The 18,278-nt window shown below is 71.7% G+C and carries 16 protein-coding genes and 1 pseudogene; 9 read left to right on the top strand and 8 right to left on the bottom strand.

The window, feature by feature from the left end; all coding sequences use genetic code 11:
- The first annotated feature begins 40 nt into the window (after positions 1-40).
- A complete protein-coding gene (locus tag ACF1BE_RS33630) occupies positions 41-1,804 on the top strand; it encodes a cation:proton antiporter (protein ID WP_392202790.1) in 1,764 nt (587 codons plus the stop codon).
- A gap of 12 nt (positions 1,805-1,816) precedes the next feature.
- Here ACF1BE_RS33630 and ACF1BE_RS33625 read toward each other — a convergent pair whose 3' ends face one another.
- The 3 genes from ACF1BE_RS33625 to ACF1BE_RS33615 all read right to left on the bottom strand — a co-directional run bounded on the left by ACF1BE_RS33625 (position 1,817) and on the right by ACF1BE_RS33615 (position 5,380).
- The gene (locus ACF1BE_RS33625; protein WP_392202789.1) at positions 1,817-3,655 is read right to left on the bottom strand and encodes a glycoside hydrolase family 15 protein; all 1,839 of its coding nucleotides are present in this window, start codon (positions 3,653-3,655) and stop codon (positions 1,817-1,819) included.
- 124 nt (positions 3,656-3,779) lie between these two features.
- On the bottom strand, positions 3,780-4,733 hold the full coding sequence (locus ACF1BE_RS33620) for a DUF389 domain-containing protein (protein WP_392202788.1): 954 nt from the start codon (positions 4,731-4,733) through the stop codon (positions 3,780-3,782).
- A 128-nt stretch (positions 4,734-4,861) separates the two neighbouring features.
- On the bottom strand, positions 4,862-5,380 hold the full coding sequence (locus tag ACF1BE_RS33615) for a gluconokinase (protein WP_392202815.1): 519 nt from the start codon (positions 5,378-5,380) through the stop codon (positions 4,862-4,864).
- Positions 5,381-5,765: 385 nt separating this feature from the next.
- Here ACF1BE_RS33615 and ACF1BE_RS33610 point away from each other — a divergent pair, with 385 nt between their 5' ends.
- On the top strand, positions 5,766-6,101 hold the full coding sequence (locus tag ACF1BE_RS33610) for a hypothetical protein (protein WP_392202787.1): 336 nt from the start codon (positions 5,766-5,768) through the stop codon (positions 6,099-6,101).
- Positions 6,102-6,242: 141 nt separating this feature from the next.
- Here ACF1BE_RS33610 and ACF1BE_RS33605 read toward each other — a convergent pair whose 3' ends face one another.
- Together ACF1BE_RS33605 and ACF1BE_RS33600 are read right to left on the bottom strand one after the other, a co-directional pair.
- The gene (locus tag ACF1BE_RS33605; protein WP_392202786.1) at positions 6,243-6,617 is read right to left on the bottom strand and encodes an STAS domain-containing protein; all 375 of its coding nucleotides are present in this window, start codon (positions 6,615-6,617) and stop codon (positions 6,243-6,245) included.
- A gap of 234 nt (positions 6,618-6,851) precedes the next feature.
- Positions 6,852-7,157, bottom strand: a complete 306-nt coding sequence (locus ACF1BE_RS33600) for a hypothetical protein (protein ID WP_392202785.1) — start codon at positions 7,155-7,157, stop codon at positions 6,852-6,854.
- 398 nt (positions 7,158-7,555) lie between these two features.
- On the opposite strand from ACF1BE_RS33600, the pseudogene ACF1BE_RS33595 reads away from it, so the two are divergent.
- Positions 7,556-7,768, top strand: a pseudogene (locus tag ACF1BE_RS33595) (response regulator transcription factor); the annotation flags it as partial.
- A 252-nt stretch (positions 7,769-8,020) separates the two neighbouring features.
- Here ACF1BE_RS33595 and ACF1BE_RS33590 read toward each other — a convergent pair.
- The 3 genes from ACF1BE_RS33590 to ACF1BE_RS33580 are packed head-to-tail and all read right to left on the bottom strand — an operon-like array spanning position 8,021 to position 10,022.
- Complete coding sequence (locus tag ACF1BE_RS33590; RefSeq protein WP_392202784.1) at positions 8,021-8,749, bottom strand: phosphatase PAP2 family protein; 729 nt, start codon at positions 8,747-8,749, stop codon at positions 8,021-8,023.
- The gene (locus ACF1BE_RS33585; protein WP_392202783.1) at positions 8,746-9,351 is read right to left on the bottom strand and encodes a phosphatase PAP2 family protein; all 606 of its coding nucleotides are present in this window, start codon (positions 9,349-9,351) and stop codon (positions 8,746-8,748) included. The genes ACF1BE_RS33590 and ACF1BE_RS33585 overlap by 4 nt, the downstream gene beginning before the upstream one ends.
- A complete protein-coding gene (locus ACF1BE_RS33580; protein ID WP_392202782.1) occupies positions 9,348-10,022 on the bottom strand; it encodes a DedA family protein in 675 nt (224 codons plus the stop codon). Before ACF1BE_RS33580 ends, ACF1BE_RS33585 begins: the two co-directional genes overlap by 4 nt.
- 117 nt (positions 10,023-10,139) lie before the next feature.
- Here ACF1BE_RS33580 and ACF1BE_RS33575 point away from each other — a divergent pair, with 117 nt between their 5' ends.
- From ACF1BE_RS33575 to ACF1BE_RS33550, 6 genes are all read left to right on the top strand, one after another.
- On the top strand, positions 10,140-10,511 hold the full coding sequence (locus ACF1BE_RS33575) for a BlaI/MecI/CopY family transcriptional regulator (RefSeq protein WP_392202781.1): 372 nt from the start codon (positions 10,140-10,142) through the stop codon (positions 10,509-10,511).
- On the top strand, positions 10,508-11,437 hold the full coding sequence (locus ACF1BE_RS33570) for a M48 family metalloprotease (protein ID WP_392202780.1): 930 nt from the start codon (positions 10,508-10,510) through the stop codon (positions 11,435-11,437). The genes ACF1BE_RS33575 and ACF1BE_RS33570 overlap by 4 nt, the downstream gene beginning before the upstream one ends.
- 593 nt (positions 11,438-12,030) lie before the next feature.
- Entirely contained in the window at positions 12,031-12,249 is a 219-nt protein-coding gene (locus ACF1BE_RS33565) for a hypothetical protein (protein ID WP_392202779.1), read from the top strand.
- 460 nt (positions 12,250-12,709) lie between these two features.
- Complete coding sequence (locus ACF1BE_RS33560; RefSeq protein WP_392202778.1) at positions 12,710-15,094, top strand: phosphoketolase; 2,385 nt, start codon at positions 12,710-12,712, stop codon at positions 15,092-15,094.
- A gap of 106 nt (positions 15,095-15,200) precedes the next feature.
- Complete coding sequence (locus ACF1BE_RS33555; protein WP_392202777.1) at positions 15,201-15,890, top strand: response regulator; 690 nt, start codon at positions 15,201-15,203, stop codon at positions 15,888-15,890.
- Between the two features lie 554 nt (positions 15,891-16,444).
- Positions 16,445-18,187, top strand: a complete 1,743-nt coding sequence (locus ACF1BE_RS33550) for a GAF domain-containing protein (protein ID WP_392202776.1) — start codon at positions 16,445-16,447, stop codon at positions 18,185-18,187.
- Positions 18,188-18,278: the final 91 nt, after the last annotated feature.

Here is an 18,278-nt window from a genome sequence, read left to right as displayed (position 1 = left end):
CCCGGCACCCCCCGGGCGCCCTTCCGCGGACGGGCGCCCGGTGACCGAGGACGACATCCTGCTGGGCATCGGCCTGACCGTGGCCCTCGCCGTCGGGTGCCAGATTCTCGCGAGCCGGTTGCGGGTCCCGGCGTTGATCCTGCTGCTGCCGGCCGGATTCGCCGCGGGAGCGCTGACCGACGACGTCCGATCCGACAACCTCCTGGGCCCGGCCTTCTCACCCCTGGTGTCGGTGTCGGTGTCGGTCATCCTCTACGACGCCGGGCTGGGACTGGACCTGCGCCACCTCAAGGGCGCGACCCGCACGGTCGTGCTCAGGCTGATGGTGCTCGGCGTGGTGCTCACGTGGGGGTGTGTGTTCGGCCTGGGGCCGGCCCTGTTCGGTGTGCCGCTGGCGGTGGCCAGCATGATCGGGATCATTCTCGTGGTGTCCGGGCCCACCGTCGTCGGTCCGCTGCTGGAGCACGTCCGGCCGTCGGACCAGGTGCGGCGGGTGCTGATGTGGGAAGGGTCCCTGATCGATCCCGTGGGGGGCATTCTCGGCGCCGTCGTGTTCCACTCCCTCGTCTCCGGTGGACTTCAGACCGGTCACTTCCGCTTCGTCGCGTTCTTCGCCGGGACCGCCCTCGGACTCGCCGGCGGCGCGATCGGTGTCGCCCTGCTGTGGTTCACCCTTCGCCGGCTCCGCCTCGGCGAAACGCTCGGCACGCTCGCCCAACTGGCGACGGTCGTCGTGGTGGCCGCGGGCTGCGACATGGTGTACGACGACACCGGACTCATCGCCGCGATCGTCACCGGGCTGACCGTCGCGAACCTGCCCGGACTCGACATGCCCACACGCAGACCGTTCTTCGAGACGCTCGTCCAGCTGATCATCGGCCTGCTGTTCATTTCCATCTCGGCCACGGTGACGCCGAAGTCCGTCGTACCTGTACTGCTGCCGACGCTCGTGCTCGTCATCGTGCTCATCGCGGTGGTCAGACCCCTGGTGGCCCTGCTGTCCACCCAGGGGACGAATCTCGTGGCGGGCGAACGCGCTTTCATCGGCTGGATGGCCCCTCGCGGCATCGTGGCCGCGTCCACCGCCACGACCTTCTCCGCCTCGCTCACCGACGCGGGACTGCGAGGCGCCGGCAAGATCCTTCCCGTCACCTTCCTGGTGATCGTGGGTACCGTCGTGGTCTACGCGCTCACGGCGAGACCGGTTGCCGGCCGGCTGGGCGTCACACGGCCCGAGCGGGCCCGACCGCTGCTGGTGGGTGGTGACCCCTGGGTCGTCGATCTGGCGCGGGCGCTGCGCACCGCCGAACTCGACGTGCTGATGTGGGCGGGCGGCGCGCAGGAGCGGCAGAGGATCACGCAGGCGGGGATCGAACTGGTCACGGGGGAGCTCATCGCCGTGGCCACCGATCCGCAGGCCCGGCTGGAGGGGGTCACCGCGGTCTTCCTGCTCACGGCCGACGACGACTTCAACGCGCTCGCCTCGATCGTCATGGCGGACAGCGTCGACGGCCCGGTCTACCGCGTCGGGCCGCCCCCCGGCGGCGAGGGAGCCGTCGCCCCGTACACCGTAGGCAGAACGCTCTTCGGTCCGGAGCTGGTCCGCCATGTCGTGACCGACCGACACGAGCGGGGCGCCCGCTTCCATGTGCAGCCCGCGCGGACGCCGCGCCTCCCGGGGTACGACGTCCTGTTCGTCGTACGGCGTGACGGCCGGCTGGAACCCGTCACCGAGGCTCTGCCCGCCCCGGGGGCGCAGGACGACACGCTGGTGCTTCTCGGACCCGCACCGCCGACAGGCTGAACAGCAGCCGTACTACCGCCGGTCCAGAGCCTCGTTCAGGGTCAGGGCGGCGTCGATGAGGGCGAGATGGGTGAACGCCTGCGGGAAGTTGCCCAGCTGACGGCCCGTCGGGTCGATCTCCTCCGAGTACAGGCCCACATGGTTGGCGTACCCCATCATCTTCTCGAACACCAGCCGCGCCCGGTCGGTCCGACCAGCCCGCGCCAGGGCGTCCACGTACATGAACGTGCACAGCGAGAAGGTCCCTTCCGAGCCCCGCAGGCCGTCGGGCGAGGCCTCGGGGTTGTAGCGGTAGACCAGGCTGTCGCTGACCAGCTCCTCCTCCATGGCGTCGAGGGCCGACTCCCACATCGGATCCTCCGGGGTGACGAACCCGACCGTCGACATGCGCAGCAGCGAGGCGTCGAGCACGTCGCTGCCGTAGTGCTGGACGAAGGCCTGACGCCGCTCGTTCCACCCCTTGCTCATGATCTGCTCGTAGATCGCGTCCCGCGCGCTGCTCCAGCGGGCGGCGGCGGCCGGCCGGCCGTTCGACTCGGCGAGCCGCAGCGCGCGGTCGAACGCCACCCACGACATGACACGGCCGTAAGTGAAGTCCTGTCGACCGCCGCGGGTCTCCCACAGGCCCTCTTCCGGCTGGTCCCAGTTGTCGGCCAGCCAGTCGAGGTCCGTCAGCAGCGAGGTCCAGCCGTGGTGCCCCACCTGGAAACCGCGCTGGTGCGCGAAGTACACGCTGTCCAGGGCCTCGCCGTAGATGTCCAGCTGGAGCTGTGCGGCGGCGCCGTTGCCGATCCGCACCGGGGCCGAACCGGCGTAGCCCTCCCAGTGTTCGAGGGTGTACTCGTCCAGGTCGGAGGAGCCGTCCACCCGGTACATGATGTTGAGCGGGCCGGAGCCCCCGTCGCAGCCGGCCCGTTCGCTGACCCGGTCGCCCAGCCATCTGATGAAGCCCCTGGCCTCGTCCGTGAAGCCCAGGCCCAGCAGGGCGTACACCGAGAAGGCGGCGTCGCGGACCCAGGTGAACCGGTAGTCCCAGTTGCGCTCACCGCCCAGTTGCTCGGGGAGGGCTGCCGTCGGGGCGGCCACCACGGCGCCGCTCGGGGCGTAGGTCATGAGTTTCAGCGTGACAGCCGAACGTTCCACCGTCTCCCGCCAGCGCCCCGAGTACCGCGACTGGCTCAGCCAGGTGCGCCAGAACGTGACGGTCTCCTCGAAGAGCCGCTGGTACTCGGCGAGCCGTATCTGCCTCGGCGGCCCGTCGGCGGCCGACTCCAGAACCAGTCCGCGCTGCTGGCCCGCCCGCAGGGTCAGCGAGAGGTGCAGGTCGTCCCCCCGGTTCACGAGAACGTCCGCCAGTCGCTCGTCCTCCGGCTCACGCACGGGATGCACGGTGAGTTCCATGCCGTCCTCCGCGGCGAACACCGCTCCGTGTTCTGTGATGTGCAACCGGTGGGCCGTGCGGCCGTAGTCGAAACGCGGGGCGATGTCGACTTCGAACGTCATGCTGCCGCGCACGCAGCGGACCATGCGGACCAGCCGGTGACTGGCTGTGGCCGTCGCCCCGGTCACGGGCATGAAGTCCAGCACTTCCCCGGCGCCCGCCTCCGTCATGAACCGGGTCACCAGGACCGCCGTGTCGGGAAGGTACAACTGCTTGGTCGCATACGTCACGTGCATCGGCCGGACCGTGCAGTGCCCGCCCTTGTCCTTGTCCAGGAGCGCGCCGAACACGCTGGGCGAGTCGAACCGCGGGACGCACAGCCAGTCGACCGCCCCGTCCGTGGTCACCAGCGCCGATGTCTGAAGATCACCGAGCAGGCCATGGTTCTCGATCAGGGGGTAGTCATTCATCGGGGCGCTCCTTCCGCCGTCCGGTTCACCCGAATGATCCCTCGATCAGCCTAAGTCGCAGACACGGTCACGGCCTGCCGCGGCCGGCCCGCGTCATGGACACTGGTCGCGGACGGTGACCGGATCACCGTCCCTGGCGCTCCGTGGTGGCACGGCGGGCCGCGCGACGCCAGACCCATCGCTGCGAACGCAGGGTGAGGACCCCGACGATCACCAGCACGGTCACGTTGAGCAGCAACTGCACCAGCGACCCCCGTGCCTGGTGCCAGTCGGCGAAGGCGAGCGAGACGGAGATGTCCGAGGCGGCGGGGATCGTGGTCACGGAGATGAAGACCCCGAGGAGGGCGCTACCGCGTGCCTCGGCGAGCGAGACGATGCCCACGACGCCGGCGAGGACGGCGACGGCGACGGAGAAGAAGTCGGGCGTGTCGATGAGGTGGGACACGGGCCGCAGACCCAGCTCGAATGCCGTCGACTGCAGGCCGGCAGCCCGCACCATCGCCGCGAATCCCAGTGTGACCACGATGGCCAGCGAGAACCCGGCTGCCAGGGCACGCGCCCCTTTCCGGACCGGGCGACGGTTCCGGTGGTCGAGGCCGAGGGCGATGCTGGTGATCGCGCTGTACTCCGGACCGACCACCATGGCCGCCACGATGAGGATCTGTGAGTTCGTCACGATGCCGACGCTGCCGATGAGCGCCGCGATGACCAGGAACAGGTAGAAGGACGGTGGATAGGTCCCCTCCTTCCGGATGCGGGCCTCGACCGCGGCCCACAGCGGCGCGTGCACGAGCGCGCTCGGCTGTTCGGCCTCGATCCGCTCGGCGTGCCGCGAGAAGATCACCTCGACGTCGTCGACGGCGATCGACCCCGCGTGGGAGACGCCCAGCTCGCGGAGGTCGCCCAGGACACCGTTCGCGGCGCCCTTCACCACGTCGCACTCGAGCACGTCGCCGTCCGGCACCCGGGCCGCTCTGACGACCACGAGGTTGAGCACACAGTCGTCGGAGGCGAGCAGGTCGACGGCCGACTGGGTGAGGGCGGCCGGCATGACCATACGAAAGTGAATGAGATCCATCCGCACCTCCTGTGAGGAAATGTCGACGAGTCACCGGCCGCCCGAGTCCTCGGACGAGAGGGAACGCGCACCCGTCGGCCCGCCGCGGCGCGGACTCGGGCCCGGGCCGGCCGGCCCGCCGGGATCCGCTACCGGCCCGACTCGCGGACAGCCCGCACCGCGGCCGCCATGACCTGTTCCGGGCTGCCCGACGCGTCGACGGTGATGCCCGGTTCGTCGGCGTGCAGCGGTTCCAGACTGCCGTACTGGGAGTCGAGCAACTCAGCCGACATGAAGTGCCCCTCGCGGTGTGCCATGCGTTCCGCGGCCACCTCACGATCGAGAGCCAGATGCACGAACCACAGGTCGGCTCCCGTACGCCGGAACTGATCGCGGTACGCCCGCTTCAGTGCGGAACAGGACACGACACCACCGTGTCCGCTCGACACAGTGGTCCGTATCCACTCCGTGAGCGCCGCCAGCCAGGGCAGCCGATCGCTGTCGTCGAGAGGCCGTCCGGACGCCATCTTGGCCCGGTTCGCCGCGGAGTGGAGGTCATCACCCTCCAGGAACGACACACCGAGCAGGTTCGCGAGCCCCGCTCCGACGGTGGACTTGCCGGACCCGGACACGCCCATCACGATCACGACGCGCGAACCGCCGAGCACTTCGGCCAACGGACCTCCCAGGTGTCGGCAGGGCACCGGTATCCCTCCACTATCACCCCACACAGCCCGTGCCGAGTGTGTGAACCGTCCTGAGGGGACCTGCCGGCTCCGCACCCCGGCTGCCCCGGTCGTCAAGGCTCGGGTCACCGCGGACGACTTCCGTCGAGCCGCCCGACGGGGCTGCGGGCCGGATACCGTTCACGCCGGCCGAACCGACGGTCCTGCCCGGGGCGGCATCGCGACGGATGTTCCGTGGTCCTGTGCACGCCATGGGGCAGCTGTGCCCCTGACGGTCGTATCCGCCATGCGTGTTCGACCGGCCTGACGGACAGTTGTGGCGGGACGACGTCCCCGGCAGCTCCCCGTCCCGGTACCAGGAGGCTCGATGCCCGCATCACGGTCCGTGACCGCGCTCACCGGCGTCATCGTGCTCGGTCTCACGCTGGCCGCATGCCAGGACCAGGTCTCCGGTCAGATCGCGGCGTGGAACGGTGCCAGGCTCGTGGAGACCATCTCGAACACCTCGACCCACGGCTGTCGCCGCTTCCGTGAGGAAGTGACACGGGTCGTCAACTACACGCAGAACAGCCTGCTGCTGTACACGACACCCGATTGCACCGTGCCGCCGGGCGGGGCGAGTATCTACCTGGACGCTCAGTCCTCGGACGAAGCCGTCAGGTCCACCGGCCTCTGGCGTAGCTTCTCCGTCGCCCCCGAGTGATGCCGTCGGCTCACCGGTCCTGCACCGGCGGGTGAACACGGCCGCCGGTGGATCGCGGAACACGCCACGGTTCGAGATCCGGGCAGTGGGACGACCGCATACCTCGAGACCTGCGGCGCGCAGCGCCACACGGAGGGGCGGTCAGGCGGAACGGGAGGGCTCCGACAGCTCGGTGTTCCCGCGGATGACGGGCCGGTGGGCGGCTTCCACGGTGGGGTAGAGGAGGAACAGCGTGTCGAGGCCGAGAATGCGCAGGGTCTGCTGGTAGTGGTCGTCGAGCGCGGCCAGGCGCAAGGTGCCGTCGTGGTCATCGAGGAGACGCAACAGCAGGATGAGCATGCTGATGGCGGAGGAGTCGAGGTACCGGACGGTGGAGGCGTCCAGGATCAGGGTGCGGCACCCCTGCCTGACCAGGTCTTCGCATTGGGCGCCGACCAGGGACGCGTTGTCGTAGTCGATCTCCTCAGGCAGCTGCGCCACCATGGTGTTCCCGTGTTGCATCCGCACCGTGATCATGCTGAACGCGCTCCCGTCCCGACCCCGTTCGGTCCTTTTGTGTCCGCGGACACTCCTACCCCGGACCTGGTTCCCCACCCAAGGCGGCTGGTCGGGGCCCGATCCTACTCGGCGGCTCACGCCCGCCGAACGCGTCGATGGGGAAGGTCGTCCGTCATCCGAAGATGCGGGAACCTTCCCCATCCGACGACTTGCGCTCAGCCGGTTTCCTGGGACCAGGTAACGAGGGGCCGTTCAGCGGGACTCGTCGTAAGGGTCGCGGCTGCCGGACTTGGCCAGACCTCGGCTGATCATGTACCCGACGGAAAGGATCACGACGTAGAGCCATGCCTTGTCGGCGCGGAAGTAGTCGGCGTGGCCGTCCTCGGCTCCCACGACCATGGAGGCGATGAGCACCGCAACGACCGCGGCGAGATAGGCGAAGAACTCGGTGGTCTTGAAAGCGGCCTTCGTCTCGGTCGACAGCCGACGGGTGTGGTGGACGGGCGTGTCGGTGCCCGCGTGGAGGCCCGCGTTGCCGGCCGGGTTGACAGTGCTCATGAGAGGGCACCTCTCTTGTTGCGGGGAGCGCCTGATGCACTCCGCGGCGGGGGTTGTCGTCAAGATCGACGCTGTTTCTCACGAGTACCCGGATCGAGCGGGTTAAACGGCGTGTCAGGTCATGACCACGACAGTCGGCAGCGGATCGGCGAGGTGCCGACCACATCAAGGCGACGCCCCGTCGCGGCACTTGCGCACGCCGTCGCGTCCCGTCGCGGCGGACGCGGCCGGGCCGGCCCCGACGCGGCATCGGCTGATGGGCGACTCCGACGGTCTACGGCGTTCTTGTCGTCCCTTCCGGGTTACGGCCCGTCAGGTGTCGGTGCCGTTCGGCGGCCGGCGGCCGTTCGCTCGTGTACCGGAAGGACGAGGACCACGGCCCGTACGAAGGACGCGCGCGACTGGGCTCCCTCACCGACCGTGAGCGCGAGATCCTCGTCGCCATCGGCAAGGGCTGGACCAACGGCGAGATCGCCGCACACTTCGTCGCGTCCGAGACCGCTGTCAAGACGCATGTCGGCCGCGTCCTGTCCAAGATCGGCGCACGCGACCGCATCCAGGCCGTGATCTTCGCCTACGACCTGGGACTCGCCCGCCCCGGGACCGGATGAACGGACGGCACGGGGATGGGGCCCGCGGGCTCCGGGGCGGCACGGAGCAGCCGGGACGGCGGGGAGCCCCTCGCCGGGGCCCCCGCCCAGCCGTCGGCGCAGCCAGCGCGACCATCGCCTGGCACACGTCCCACCCGTCCGCCTCCGGCAGCCCATATCGACCACGGCCGCACCGACATCAGACGTGGCCGGCCGCAGCGCGGTGGTGCCCGTCGGGCGACGTCCTCGTCACGCAGGCCCCGCAGCAGCATGTCACGCAGGACGTGACCGTCCTCCATGACCAGGATCCTGTTGCGCGTGGTCCTCCCTCGGCTCGATGGAGATGTTCGTGGGGCCTGCGAGGAGCCGGTCGGGCAGCCACCAGGCCATGGCGCACAACCACAGGCCGAGCCAGCCGATGCTCAGCAGCCAGCCGCCGAGCACATCCGTGAACCAGTGCACCCCGAGGTAGACGCGGGTCAGCCCGACCAGCGCGCCCCAGCAGCCCGCGGCGGTGGCGAACAGTGTCCGCCCGCGCGGCTCGCGCAGGCATATCGCCGAGACCAGCAGTCCGGCGGCGAGGGCCGCCGTGGTGGTGTGCCCGGAGGGAAAGGCCCAGCCCGAAGCATGCGTACCCCAGTCCGCCCGGGGCGGACGGGCCCGTGCGACCAGTGTCATCACGCCGTATCGCACGGCCTGCCCGGAGGCCAGGCACAGGACGGCGAGGACGGCGGCGAGCAGGCGGTGACGCACGGTACGGGCCGCGACGATCCCGGCCAGCACGGCGAGCGCGTACGGGACGAGACCCGTCCCGGTGGCGGTGAGCCCGCGGGCCAGGGCCACGGCCACGTCGGGACGGTGGGCCACGGACCAGGCGTGCAGGCCTCCGTCGGTGAACAACGGGTGTCCGTCGCCGAACAGGCACAGGGTCAGTACGCAGAACCCCGCCAAGGCTCCGAGGCCGACGCTCGCCGCGAGATCGGCCACCTCGTCCCGGCTCACGACGCCACCAGCAGCGTACGCAGGCGGGTGGCCGTGACCTGCCGGACCAGCGTGTCCGCGGGGCGGCGCAGTACTGCCACGGCGAGCAGCGCGACCAGTGCGCCGACGGCGGCACCGGCCGCCACGTCGTGCGGATAGTGGACGCCGACCCAGACCCGGGACGCCGCCATCGCGCAGGCGGCGACGGCCGCGACCGCGCCGAGGCGACGGGAGACGGAGAACAGCGCCACCGCGGCCGCGAACGCGATGGCCGCGTGGTTGCTGGGGAATGACCAGTCGCCCGGTGCCGGACAGGCCTCGAGTGTGCTGACGTGCAGGCTCTGGCAGGGCCGCGCCTCGCGCACCACCAGCTTCAGGGCGGCGTCCACGCCGTACGCCAGGACCACGATCACCGGCACCGCCAGTGCCCGCACCGCCGTCGCAGCGGCGACGCGCCGGGCCCGCCACCAGCCGATGACCATGAGCAGCGCGAACACTGCGAGACCGTACGTCGACCAGGCCGACACCACGCCGTCCAGCCAGCCGGGGGAACGGTGGGCGAGGTCCACCACGTCGGTGTAGGCGGGACCGTCGATCGACGAGCCGCCGAGGGTGAGCGTCATCCGCGCGCCTCCTTCGCCTTCGCCTTCGCCGCGCGCCGGGAGCGGGACACCTCGACGGCCGGCGGAATCAGTGACACGGCGACGATCACCGCGACGATGGGCAGCAGATACCGGTCGACGTCGGGGACCGAGGACCCCAGTGCGTAGCCGGCGAGAGTCAGACCCAGGCTCCAGACCAGGCCGCCGGCCGCCTGCCAGACGGTGAAGGTGCGCGCGGGCACCTGAAGGGCTCCCGCCATCGGGTTCAGCACCGTCCGCACCACCGGCACGAAACGGGCGAGCACGATCGCCTTCGCGTACCCGTACTTCGCCAGCAGTTCCTCGGCCCGGTGCGCGCCTTCGCGCAGCCGGACCGAGGAACTGCGGGCGAGCAGCGCGCCCCCCGCTCTTCTCCCGAGCAGGTAACCGCACTGCGCGCCGGCGAGTGCGCCCACGGCGGCGGCGGCCAGCAGCGGTCCGAGCGACAGCCTGACCGGGCTGCCGGCCGTGCCCGTGCACAGCAGACCTGCCGTGAACAGCAGGGAGTCACCGGGCAGGAAGAAACCGACCAGCAAGCCGGTCTCGGCGAAGAGCACCACTGCGACGCCCAGCACGCCGAAGGCGGCCAGCAGCGAACGGGCGTCCAGCACGTTGACAGCCAGCTGCGACGATAGGTGGATGGGTGTGGTCATCGTCGTGAGCCCTTCGTGCTGACGCGACGGATACGGCGGTACGGCATCCGACCGGTGACTACAATTCTGTAGACGGTCTACTGAACTGTAGACGATGATGGGGTGAGGATCGTTCCCATGAGCGACACCAACGACGAGCGACGGCCGGCCGGCGAGCTGGAGGCCGCCGTCATGGCCGCACTCTGGGCCGCCGGCACACCGCTCACACCGGTCCGGGTACAGCAGGAACTCGCTGCCGACCTGGCGCGTACGACCGTGACGACCATCCTGTCCCGCCTGCACGAGAAGGGCGCCGTCGGCCGCGAGCAGCAGGGACGCGGCTACGCCTACTATCCCGTCCACGACGCGGCAGGGCTCACCGCGCGGCGCATGCACGGCGAACTCGACCGGGACACCGACCGCGAGACCGTGCTGGCCCGTTTCGTCGCCCAGCTCAGTCCGGACGACGAACAGGTGCTGCGCCGGCTGCTGGAGGCCGACCAGGCATGACCCTTCTGCTGCTGGTCCCCCTCCTGGCACCCTTGGCGGCCCCACCCCTGGCACGGCACGCCCTCGACCGCCTCGATCCCGTCACCGCGCTGTGGGCGGTGACCGCTTCCTCCCTCGCGCTGGCCGGGGCGTGCGTGACAGCCCTGGGCGTCGTCGTACTGACCGCACTGCTCGAGATCCCGGCGTTCGCCGCGCTCGGTGAACTCGTCCACCCCCTGCGCACCCTCTCGGACGGCGTCCTCGTCCCCGCCGCCGCGGCAGCGGCCGGTGTGCTCACCGTCGGCATCTGGACCCTCGGGCGCTCGGCCGTACGACAGGTCGGCGCCTTCCGCACCGCCCGCACCCAGGCCGACCGCCGCCCCGCCGCCGGCGACCTGTGCGTCATCGACTCACCTCACCCGGACGCGTACGCCCTCCCCGGCCGCCCGCACCGCATAGTCGTCACCACGGCCATGCTGCGCAGCCTCGACGCGGCCGAGCGCGAAGCCCTCTTCGCCCATGAACGCGCCCACAACGCCGGTGGCCATCACTACTTCCTCGTCGCCGCCGAACTCGCGGCCCACTGCCACCCCGCCCTGCGCGCGGCCCGTGCCGCCATCCGGTTCGCCGCGGAACGAGCCGCCGACGAGGCCGCGGCCACCGCTGTCGGGAACCGGCGCCTGATCGCCCGGGCCATCGCCCGTGCGGCCCTCGCCGGTCACGACTCCCGCTCCACGCGCCCGGCCTTCACCCCCGCCGCGACCACCGGCCCCGTTCCCCGCCGGGTCGCCGCCCTCCTCGCGGAGCCCGGCTCCCGCCCGCGCGCCACCCGCTGGATCGCCGTGCTCCTCGCTGCCTGCGCGGCTCTCTCCGTCACCGCGGCGACCGCCGGTGTGCTCACCGTCCATCACGAGGTGGAGGTCGCCCAGGGCGAGGAGAGCCCCTGACCCGGTCGGGCGCTCGCCGAGCGAGTCGACCCCATTCGTGACGGACGCCGTCGACGCGCGCCGGGACACCGGTGCGGCCGCATCCCGAGGCCCCGACGGCCCCGCTCCGGAGGCACCATGCGCACCCGCCCCTGTCCTCGCACCGGCGGACGTTCCGGGCGGAGCAGTCGTCGTACGGGTCCGCTCGCTGACGGTGCCCCGACGCGAGCGAGTACCGGGCGGGAGGTCGAAGAGGGTGGGGGAGCGGAGGGGGGGCCGCGTCGTGGCCGCGGGGGTCCTCCGGGCGCGGGGATGGTCAGTGGCCGGTGAAGACGGCGTCGCGGCGCTCGACGAAGGAGCGGATTCCCTCCTCTCCGTCGGCGGTCGACAGCAGCCGTGCGACATCGGGACGCAGCCGCTCGATCGCGGCGCCGTCTCCGTGCTCGCGGGACAGGTGGGCGGACCGCAGGACGGTCCTGACGCCCAGGGGGGCCGACTTCTCGCGATGACCCGGGCGATCCGGGTCGCCCGCTCGACGGCGGCCGGGCCGTCGGCCGCGATCTCCTGCACCAGGCCGATGCGGTGGGCCTCGGTGGCGTCGAACTCCTCGCCGGTTGGCCGACGACTCCGGGGCGCCGGTGATCATGCGGCACACGGCCTGCGACCACGACACCCACGCCCAGGTGGTCTGCTCCTCCTGCGGCGAGTCGCTGCACCACGAGGACATCGACGTGCGCACCGGCCCCGGTTACCCGGCCCGCCTGCTCGACGACCCCGGGATACGGGCCCGGTTCGACCGGAACGGCCGCCCGGAGGCGACCGCCGACCGGTGACGCCCGAGGGGCTCCTGACATACGGCCGGGCCGCACACCACTGCCCGGCAGCGGTCCCCGAACCGGCCGCGAAGGGCCGTAGCGCTCGTTCCGACCCCCGTCACCGCCGACAGGGCCGCCCTCCCGGCGGGCCGGGACCGGCGCGTCCCGTGCGGTGCCGGTGCCGGTGCCGGTGGCAGCCGGCCCGGATCGCCCGCGCTCCTGTGCACCGTCCCCCGAGGAGGCGTCCTGCGCGGCCGACCGGAGCTGGTCACCGGGCGCGGGCCGGCCTGAGGGCAGACGCTCTACGGGGTGGACGTCGCGCGGTGAACGCGCGCCCGGTACGGACGGTCCGGCCCGCGGACGAGGGCCGAACGGCCCTTCCGGGCACCCGCCGGCCCGCCGCAGAGTGGGGTGCTGTGCCCCCGGCACGCGTCGTCACCCACCGACCGCCTCCCTACCGACCCGGGGAAGGACCCAGATGTCCGTCGACACGCAGCAGGCGCCCGCCGAACCCACGGACGAGGAGCTCGCCACCCTGGACGCTCACTGGCGCGCCGCGAACTACCTCACCGTGGGCCAGATCTACCTCATGGCCAACCCGCTGCTGACCGAACCCCTGCGTCCCGAACACGTCAAGCCGCGTCTGCTCGGCCACTGGGGTACCTCTCCGGGACTCAACCTGGTCCACACCCATCTGAACCGTGTCATCAGGGCCCGGGGTCTGGACGCCGTCTGCATCTGGGGGCCCGGTCACGGCGGCCCGGCCGTCCTGGCCAACTCCTGGCTGGAGGGCTCGTACACCGAGACCTATCCGGACATCACCCGGGACGCGGCAGGCATGGCCCGGCTGTTCAGGCAGTTCTCGTTCCCGGGCGGGGTGCCCAGCCATGTCGCCCCCGAGACCCCGGGCTCGATCCACGAGGGCGGGGAACTCGGCTACTCCCTGTCCCACGCCTACGGCGCCGCTCTCGACAACCCGGACCTGCTGGTCGCCTGCGTGATCGGCGACGGTGAGGCGGAGACCGGACCGCTGGCCGCGTCCTGGCACTCCAACAAGTTCCTCGACCCGGTCCACGACGGTGCCGTGCTGCCGGTCCTGCACCTGAACGGCTACAAGATCGCCAATCCGACCGTGCCGGCCCGGATCCCCGAGACCGAGCTGGACGAACTGCTGCGTGGCTACGGCCATGACCCGATCCACGTCAGCGGTGACGAACCGACGGCCGTCCACCGCGCGATGGCCGCGGCGACGGACACCGCGCTCGACCGCATCACGGCGATCCAGCGCGCGGCGCGCGAGGACGGGGCCACCGCCCGGCCCCGCTGGCCGGTGATCGTACTGCGCACCCCCAAGGGCTGGACCGGCCCCGCCGAGGTCGACGGACTGCCGGTCGAGGGCACCTGGCGCGCCCACCAGGTGCCGCTCTCCGCCGTACGGGACAACCCCGAGCACCTGCGGCAGCTGGAGCAGTGGATGCGCTCCTACCGGCCCGGGGAACTGTTCGACGAGGACGGTGCTCCGCGCCCGGACGTGCTGGCCTGCGTCCCGCGGGGTGCACGGCGGCTCGGCGCCACCCCGCACGCCAACGGGGGACTGCTGCTGCGCGAGCTGCCCCTGCCTCCGCTGCAGCGGCACGCCGTGACCGTCGACAAGCCCGGCGCGAGCACGCACGAGCCGACCCGCGTGCTCGGTGACATGCTGGCCGACGTCATGGCGGCCAGCGCGGGCCGGCGCGACTTCCGGCTCATGGGCCCCGACGAGACCGCCTCCAACCGGCTCCAGGCGGTCTACACGGCCAGTGGCAAGGCCTGGCAGGCCGACGTCCTCGACGCCGACGAACATCTGGACCCGCACGGCCGCGTCATGGAGATCCTCTCCGAACACACCTGCCAGGGCTGGCTGGAGGGCTACCTCCTCACCGGCCGGCACGGGCTGTTCTCCTGCTACGAGGCCTTCGCCCACATCGTCGACTCGATGGTGAACCAGCACATCAAGTGGCTGCGCACCACCCGCCGACTGTCCTGGCGGGCCCCCATCGCCTCCCTCAACTACCTGCTCACCTCGCACGTGTGGCGCCAGGACCACAACGGCTTCTCCCATCAGGACCCCGGCTTCGTCGACCACGTCCTCAACAAGAGCCCGGAAGTGGTGCGGGTCTACCTGCCGCCGGACGCCAACACCCTGCTGTCGGTCGCCGACCACGCGCTGCGCAGCCGCGACTACGTCAACGTGATCGTCGCGGGCAAACAGCCCTGCTTCGACTGGCTGTCGATGGAGGAGGCGAAGATCCACTGCGCCCGCGGCGCCGGCATCTGGCAGTGGGCCGGCACCGAGGACGGCACGCGCGAACCGGACGTGGTACTGGCCTGCGCGGGAGACGTGCCCACCCAGGAGGTGCTGGCCGCCGCCCAGTTGCTGCGCCGCCACCTGCCCGAGGTGGTCGTGCGGGTGGTGAACGTCGTCGACATCGCCCGGTTGCTGCCGGCCGGGGACCACCCGCATGGCATGGGGGACTTCGAGTACGACGGACTGTTCACCGCGGACAAGCCGGTGATCTTCGCGTACCACGGCTACCCGTGGCTGATCCACCGCCTCGCCTACCGCCGTACCGGCCACCCGCACCTGCATGTGCGCGGCTACAAGGAGATCGGCACCACGACGACGCCGTTCGACATGGTGGTCCGCAACGACCTCGATCGCTACCGCCTCGTCATGGACGTCATCGACCGTGTTCCCGGCCTGGCGGTGCGGGCGGCAGCCGTACGGCAGCACATGGAGGACACCCGGCAGCGCCACCGGCTCTGGATCCGCGAACACGGCACGGACCTGCCCGAGGTGGCCGACTGGTCCTGGGACGGCTGAACCCTCCCGCCGGGCGAGCGAAGCAGGGCCGACCGGCCCTGGTGCCCGGGCCCACGGAAGAGGAAGGATCGGCGGGGAGAACCGCACACGCCACAAGGAGCGACCGATGGCTGAGCACGGGCCGGCCGGATCCGACCACCCGATCCGGGTCTTCCTCCTCGACGACCACGAGGTGGTACGGCGCGGGGTGCACGACCTGCTGGACGACGAGCCGGACATCACGGTGGTCGGCGAGGCGGCCACCGTCGAGCAGGCCCTGGTCCGCGTCCCCGCCCTCCGCCCCGACGTGGCGGTCCTCGACGTCCGCCTGCCGGACGGTGACGGGATCAGCGTGTGCCGGGAGTTGCGCTCCCACCAGCCCGACCTGGCCTGTCTGATGCTGACCTCGTTCGACGAGGAGGAGGCGCTGCTCGACTCGATCATGGCCGGCGCGTCCGGGTACGTCCTCAAGCAGATCCAGGGCTCGGACCTGGTGTCGGCCGTGCGGACGGTGGCCCGAGGGCAGTCGCTGCTGGACCCGAGCGCCACCACCAGGCTCATGGCCAGGCTGCGGGGCGGGCAGCAGGAGGCCGGACCGGAGGCGCTGTCCGGACTGACCGAGCGCGAGCGGGAGATCCTGGCGCTCATCGGCGAGGGCCTCACCAACCGGCAGATCGGCAGGCGGCTGTACCTGGCCGAGAAGACGGTGAAGAACCACATCTCGCGCCTGCTCGCCAAGCTCGGTGTCGAACGCCGTGTCCAGGCCGCTGTCATCGCCACCCAGGCCCAGGACCGGCTGCGCACCCGGGGACGCTGAGCGTCGCCTCCGCGGTCCGCGCCGCGGCCCCCGTCCGGTTCACCCCCTGCCCGGCAGCTCGGCGCCCCGCGACCGTCCCCGGAGGCGATCCGTACGGACACCCGGTCCCGGACGGGCGTGAGGAAGTCGGGGCCGCCTGCGAGAGGCGCTGGTGCTCGGCGGGATCCGTCACGAGCGTGCCCGGCCGGTCACGACCACACTCCAGCCGGGGGCTGCGATCGACCGGCGGTACGGCCGGGAGCGCCTGCCCGGTGTACACGACACGGCCGACAGGGGCCCTGCCCGGCAGACGCAGGCAGGCCTTCCTGCCGAGTGCGGGGGAGCCTCGGTCCCGAGGCACCGGACCGTCGTCCGCGCGGACCGCCCGGAAGGGGTGGCGCCGACCGGTCCTTCTGCCACCGGGAAAGGGGCGGCCCCGCGGCGGACGGCATCCGCGGGTGATCGCCGTGCCGTCGTCCGGCGTGATCCCGTATCGTCCCCCTCGCGGGACCCGGCTACCGTGGCAGGGGGCGGGGCGGCCGTATGCAGCGCACGGGGGGCTGGGAGGAACGGGCGTGGAAAGCTCCGAGGAGGTGCGCGCGGCAGGCGTGCGGCTGCCGCAGCTGAGGCTGGACGAGCTGCCGGCCGAGTCGCAGGCCCGCCTGGACGCGGCCCGCCGCACCCAGGACCGGGTGCACAGCCTGCTGGAGGCCGTGCTCTCCGTCGGCCGCGAACTGGACCTGGAACAGGCGCTCCGCGGCATCGTGGAGGCGGCGGCGGCCCTGGTCGACGCCGAGTACGCGGCGCTCGGCGTGATCGGCCCGGACGGCAGACGGCTGTCGGCGTTCATCACGGTCGGGGTCGGCGAGGAGGAGATCGCCCGCATAGGCCCCTACCCGGAGGGCCACGGCATCCTCGGCGAACTCGTCCGCCACCCCGAGCCCCTGCGGCTGTCGAAGCTCTCCGAGCACGCGGCGTCGTACGGCTTTCCGCCCCACCATCCACCGATGAACAGTTTTCTCGGCGTACCGATCCGGGTGCGCGACCGGGTCTTCGGCAACCTCTACCTGACCGAGAAGCGCGGCGGACGGCAGTTCGACGAGGACGACGAGTCGCTGCTGTCCACGCTGGCCGTGGCGGCGGGCGTGGCGATCGACAACGCCCGCCTGTACGAGGAGTCCAGACTGCGGGAGCGCTGGCTGGCGGCGACCGCGGAGATCACCAGCAGCCTGATGTCCGGCGCGGACCAGCACGAGGTGCTGGGGGTGATCGCCGAGCGGGCGCGGGACATCACCGGCGCGGCCCTGGCCACGCTGGCCATCCCCGTGCGGGACACCGGCACCCTCGCGGTGGAGCTGGCCATCGGCCGCGAGGCGGAGGCACACCGTGGCCTCCTGCTTCCCGTGGAGGGCACCCTCACCGGGGCGGCCTTCACCCTCGGCGCGTCCGTGAGCAGTCCCGACGTCGCGCACGACCGACGGATCAGCGCGGGCCCGCAGCGGTTCGCCGGTCTGGGCCCGGCCGTGGCCGTCCCGATCGGCCGTGAGGACCGCGTGCGGGGGGTGGTCCTGCTGGCCCGGGAGGCGGGTGCCAGTGACTTCTCCGACAAGGAGACCGTGCCGCTGAAGGGATTCGCCGCGCAGGCCGCCGTCGCGATGGAACTCGCCGAGCGCCGCCGGGACGCCGAACAGATCGCGCTGCTGGAGGACCGTGACCGGATCGCCCGCGATCTGCACGACCTGGCCATCCAGCGGTTGTTCGCCACCGGGATGACGCTGCAGAGCGCGGGCCGGTTCATCGAGCACCCTCAGGCCTCGGAGCGGGTGCTGCGGGCCGTGGACGACCTCGACGACACCATCAAGATCATCCGGTCGACCGTCTTCGGTCTGCGCACCCATGGCGTCGAGGAGGCGTCCGGGCTGCGAGCCCGTGCGGTGCGGGTGGCCGACGACGCGACACCGGTGCTGGGCTTCGCGCCCAGTGTCCGGATGGAGGGCCTGCTCGACACCCGTGTACCGCAGGAGATCGCCGACCATGTCGTGGCCGTCCTGTCCGAGTCCCTGGCCAACATCGCCCGCCACGCGCACGCCGACCGCGCGGACGTGGCGTTGGAGACCGACGGGACCGAGGTACGGCTCACCGTCACCGACAACGGTGTCGGCGTCCCTGCCGGGGGCCGCCGCAGCGGTCTGCGCAACATGACGGAGCGGGCCCGGAACCTGGGCGGGGACCTGGAACTCGTCCGCCCGCGGGACGGGGGCACCCGGCTCGTGTGGCACACGCCCCTGACGCGGACGACGCCACCCTCGCGGGGCTAGGTGTGCTGTCCGGAGAGGTTGGTGACGCGGCTGGCTGGGGTGTGGCCGCCGATGCCGGTGTGGGGTCGGTGGTAGTTGTACCAGTCCAGCC

It is taken from the genome of Streptomyces sp. NPDC014991 (assembly GCF_043080665.1).
Taxonomy (GTDB): Bacteria; Actinomycetota; Actinomycetes; order Streptomycetales; family Streptomycetaceae; genus Streptomyces.
The sequence above is the reverse complement of the archived record's forward strand: the minus strand, read 5'-3'. Positions and strand labels throughout refer to the sequence as shown.

Coding starts and splice junctions, on each gene's coding strand:
- ACF1BE_RS33555 (WP_392202777.1), top strand. CDS start 15,201: ATGGCTGAGCACGGGCCGGCCGGATCCGACCACCCGATCCGGGTCTTC.
- ACF1BE_RS33560 (WP_392202778.1), top strand. CDS start 12,710: ATGTCCGTCGACACGCAGCAGGCGCCCGCCGAACCCACGGACGAGGAG.
- ACF1BE_RS33570 (WP_392202780.1), top strand. CDS start 10,508: ATGACCCTTCTGCTGCTGGTCCCCCTCCTGGCACCCTTGGCGGCCCCA.
- ACF1BE_RS33575 (WP_392202781.1), top strand. CDS start 10,140: ATGAGCGACACCAACGACGAGCGACGGCCGGCCGGCGAGCTGGAGGCC.
- ACF1BE_RS33580 (WP_392202782.1), bottom strand. CDS start 10,022: ATGACCACACCCATCCACCTATCGTCGCAGCTGGCTGTCAACGTGCTG.
- ACF1BE_RS33605 (WP_392202786.1), bottom strand. CDS start 6,617: ATGATCACGGTGCGGATGCAACACGGGAACACCATGGTGGCGCAGCTG.
- ACF1BE_RS33600 (WP_392202785.1), bottom strand. CDS start 7,157: ATGAGCACTGTCAACCCGGCCGGCAACGCGGGCCTCCACGCGGGCACC.
- ACF1BE_RS33620 (WP_392202788.1), bottom strand. CDS start 4,733: ATGGATCTCATTCACTTTCGTATGGTCATGCCGGCCGCCCTCACCCAG.
- ACF1BE_RS33625 (WP_392202789.1), bottom strand. CDS start 3,655: ATGAATGACTACCCCCTGATCGAGAACCATGGCCTGCTCGGTGATCTT.
- ACF1BE_RS33585 (WP_392202783.1), bottom strand. CDS start 9,351: ATGACGCTCACCCTCGGCGGCTCGTCGATCGACGGTCCCGCCTACACC.
- ACF1BE_RS33610 (WP_392202787.1), top strand. CDS start 5,766: ATGCCCGCATCACGGTCCGTGACCGCGCTCACCGGCGTCATCGTGCTC.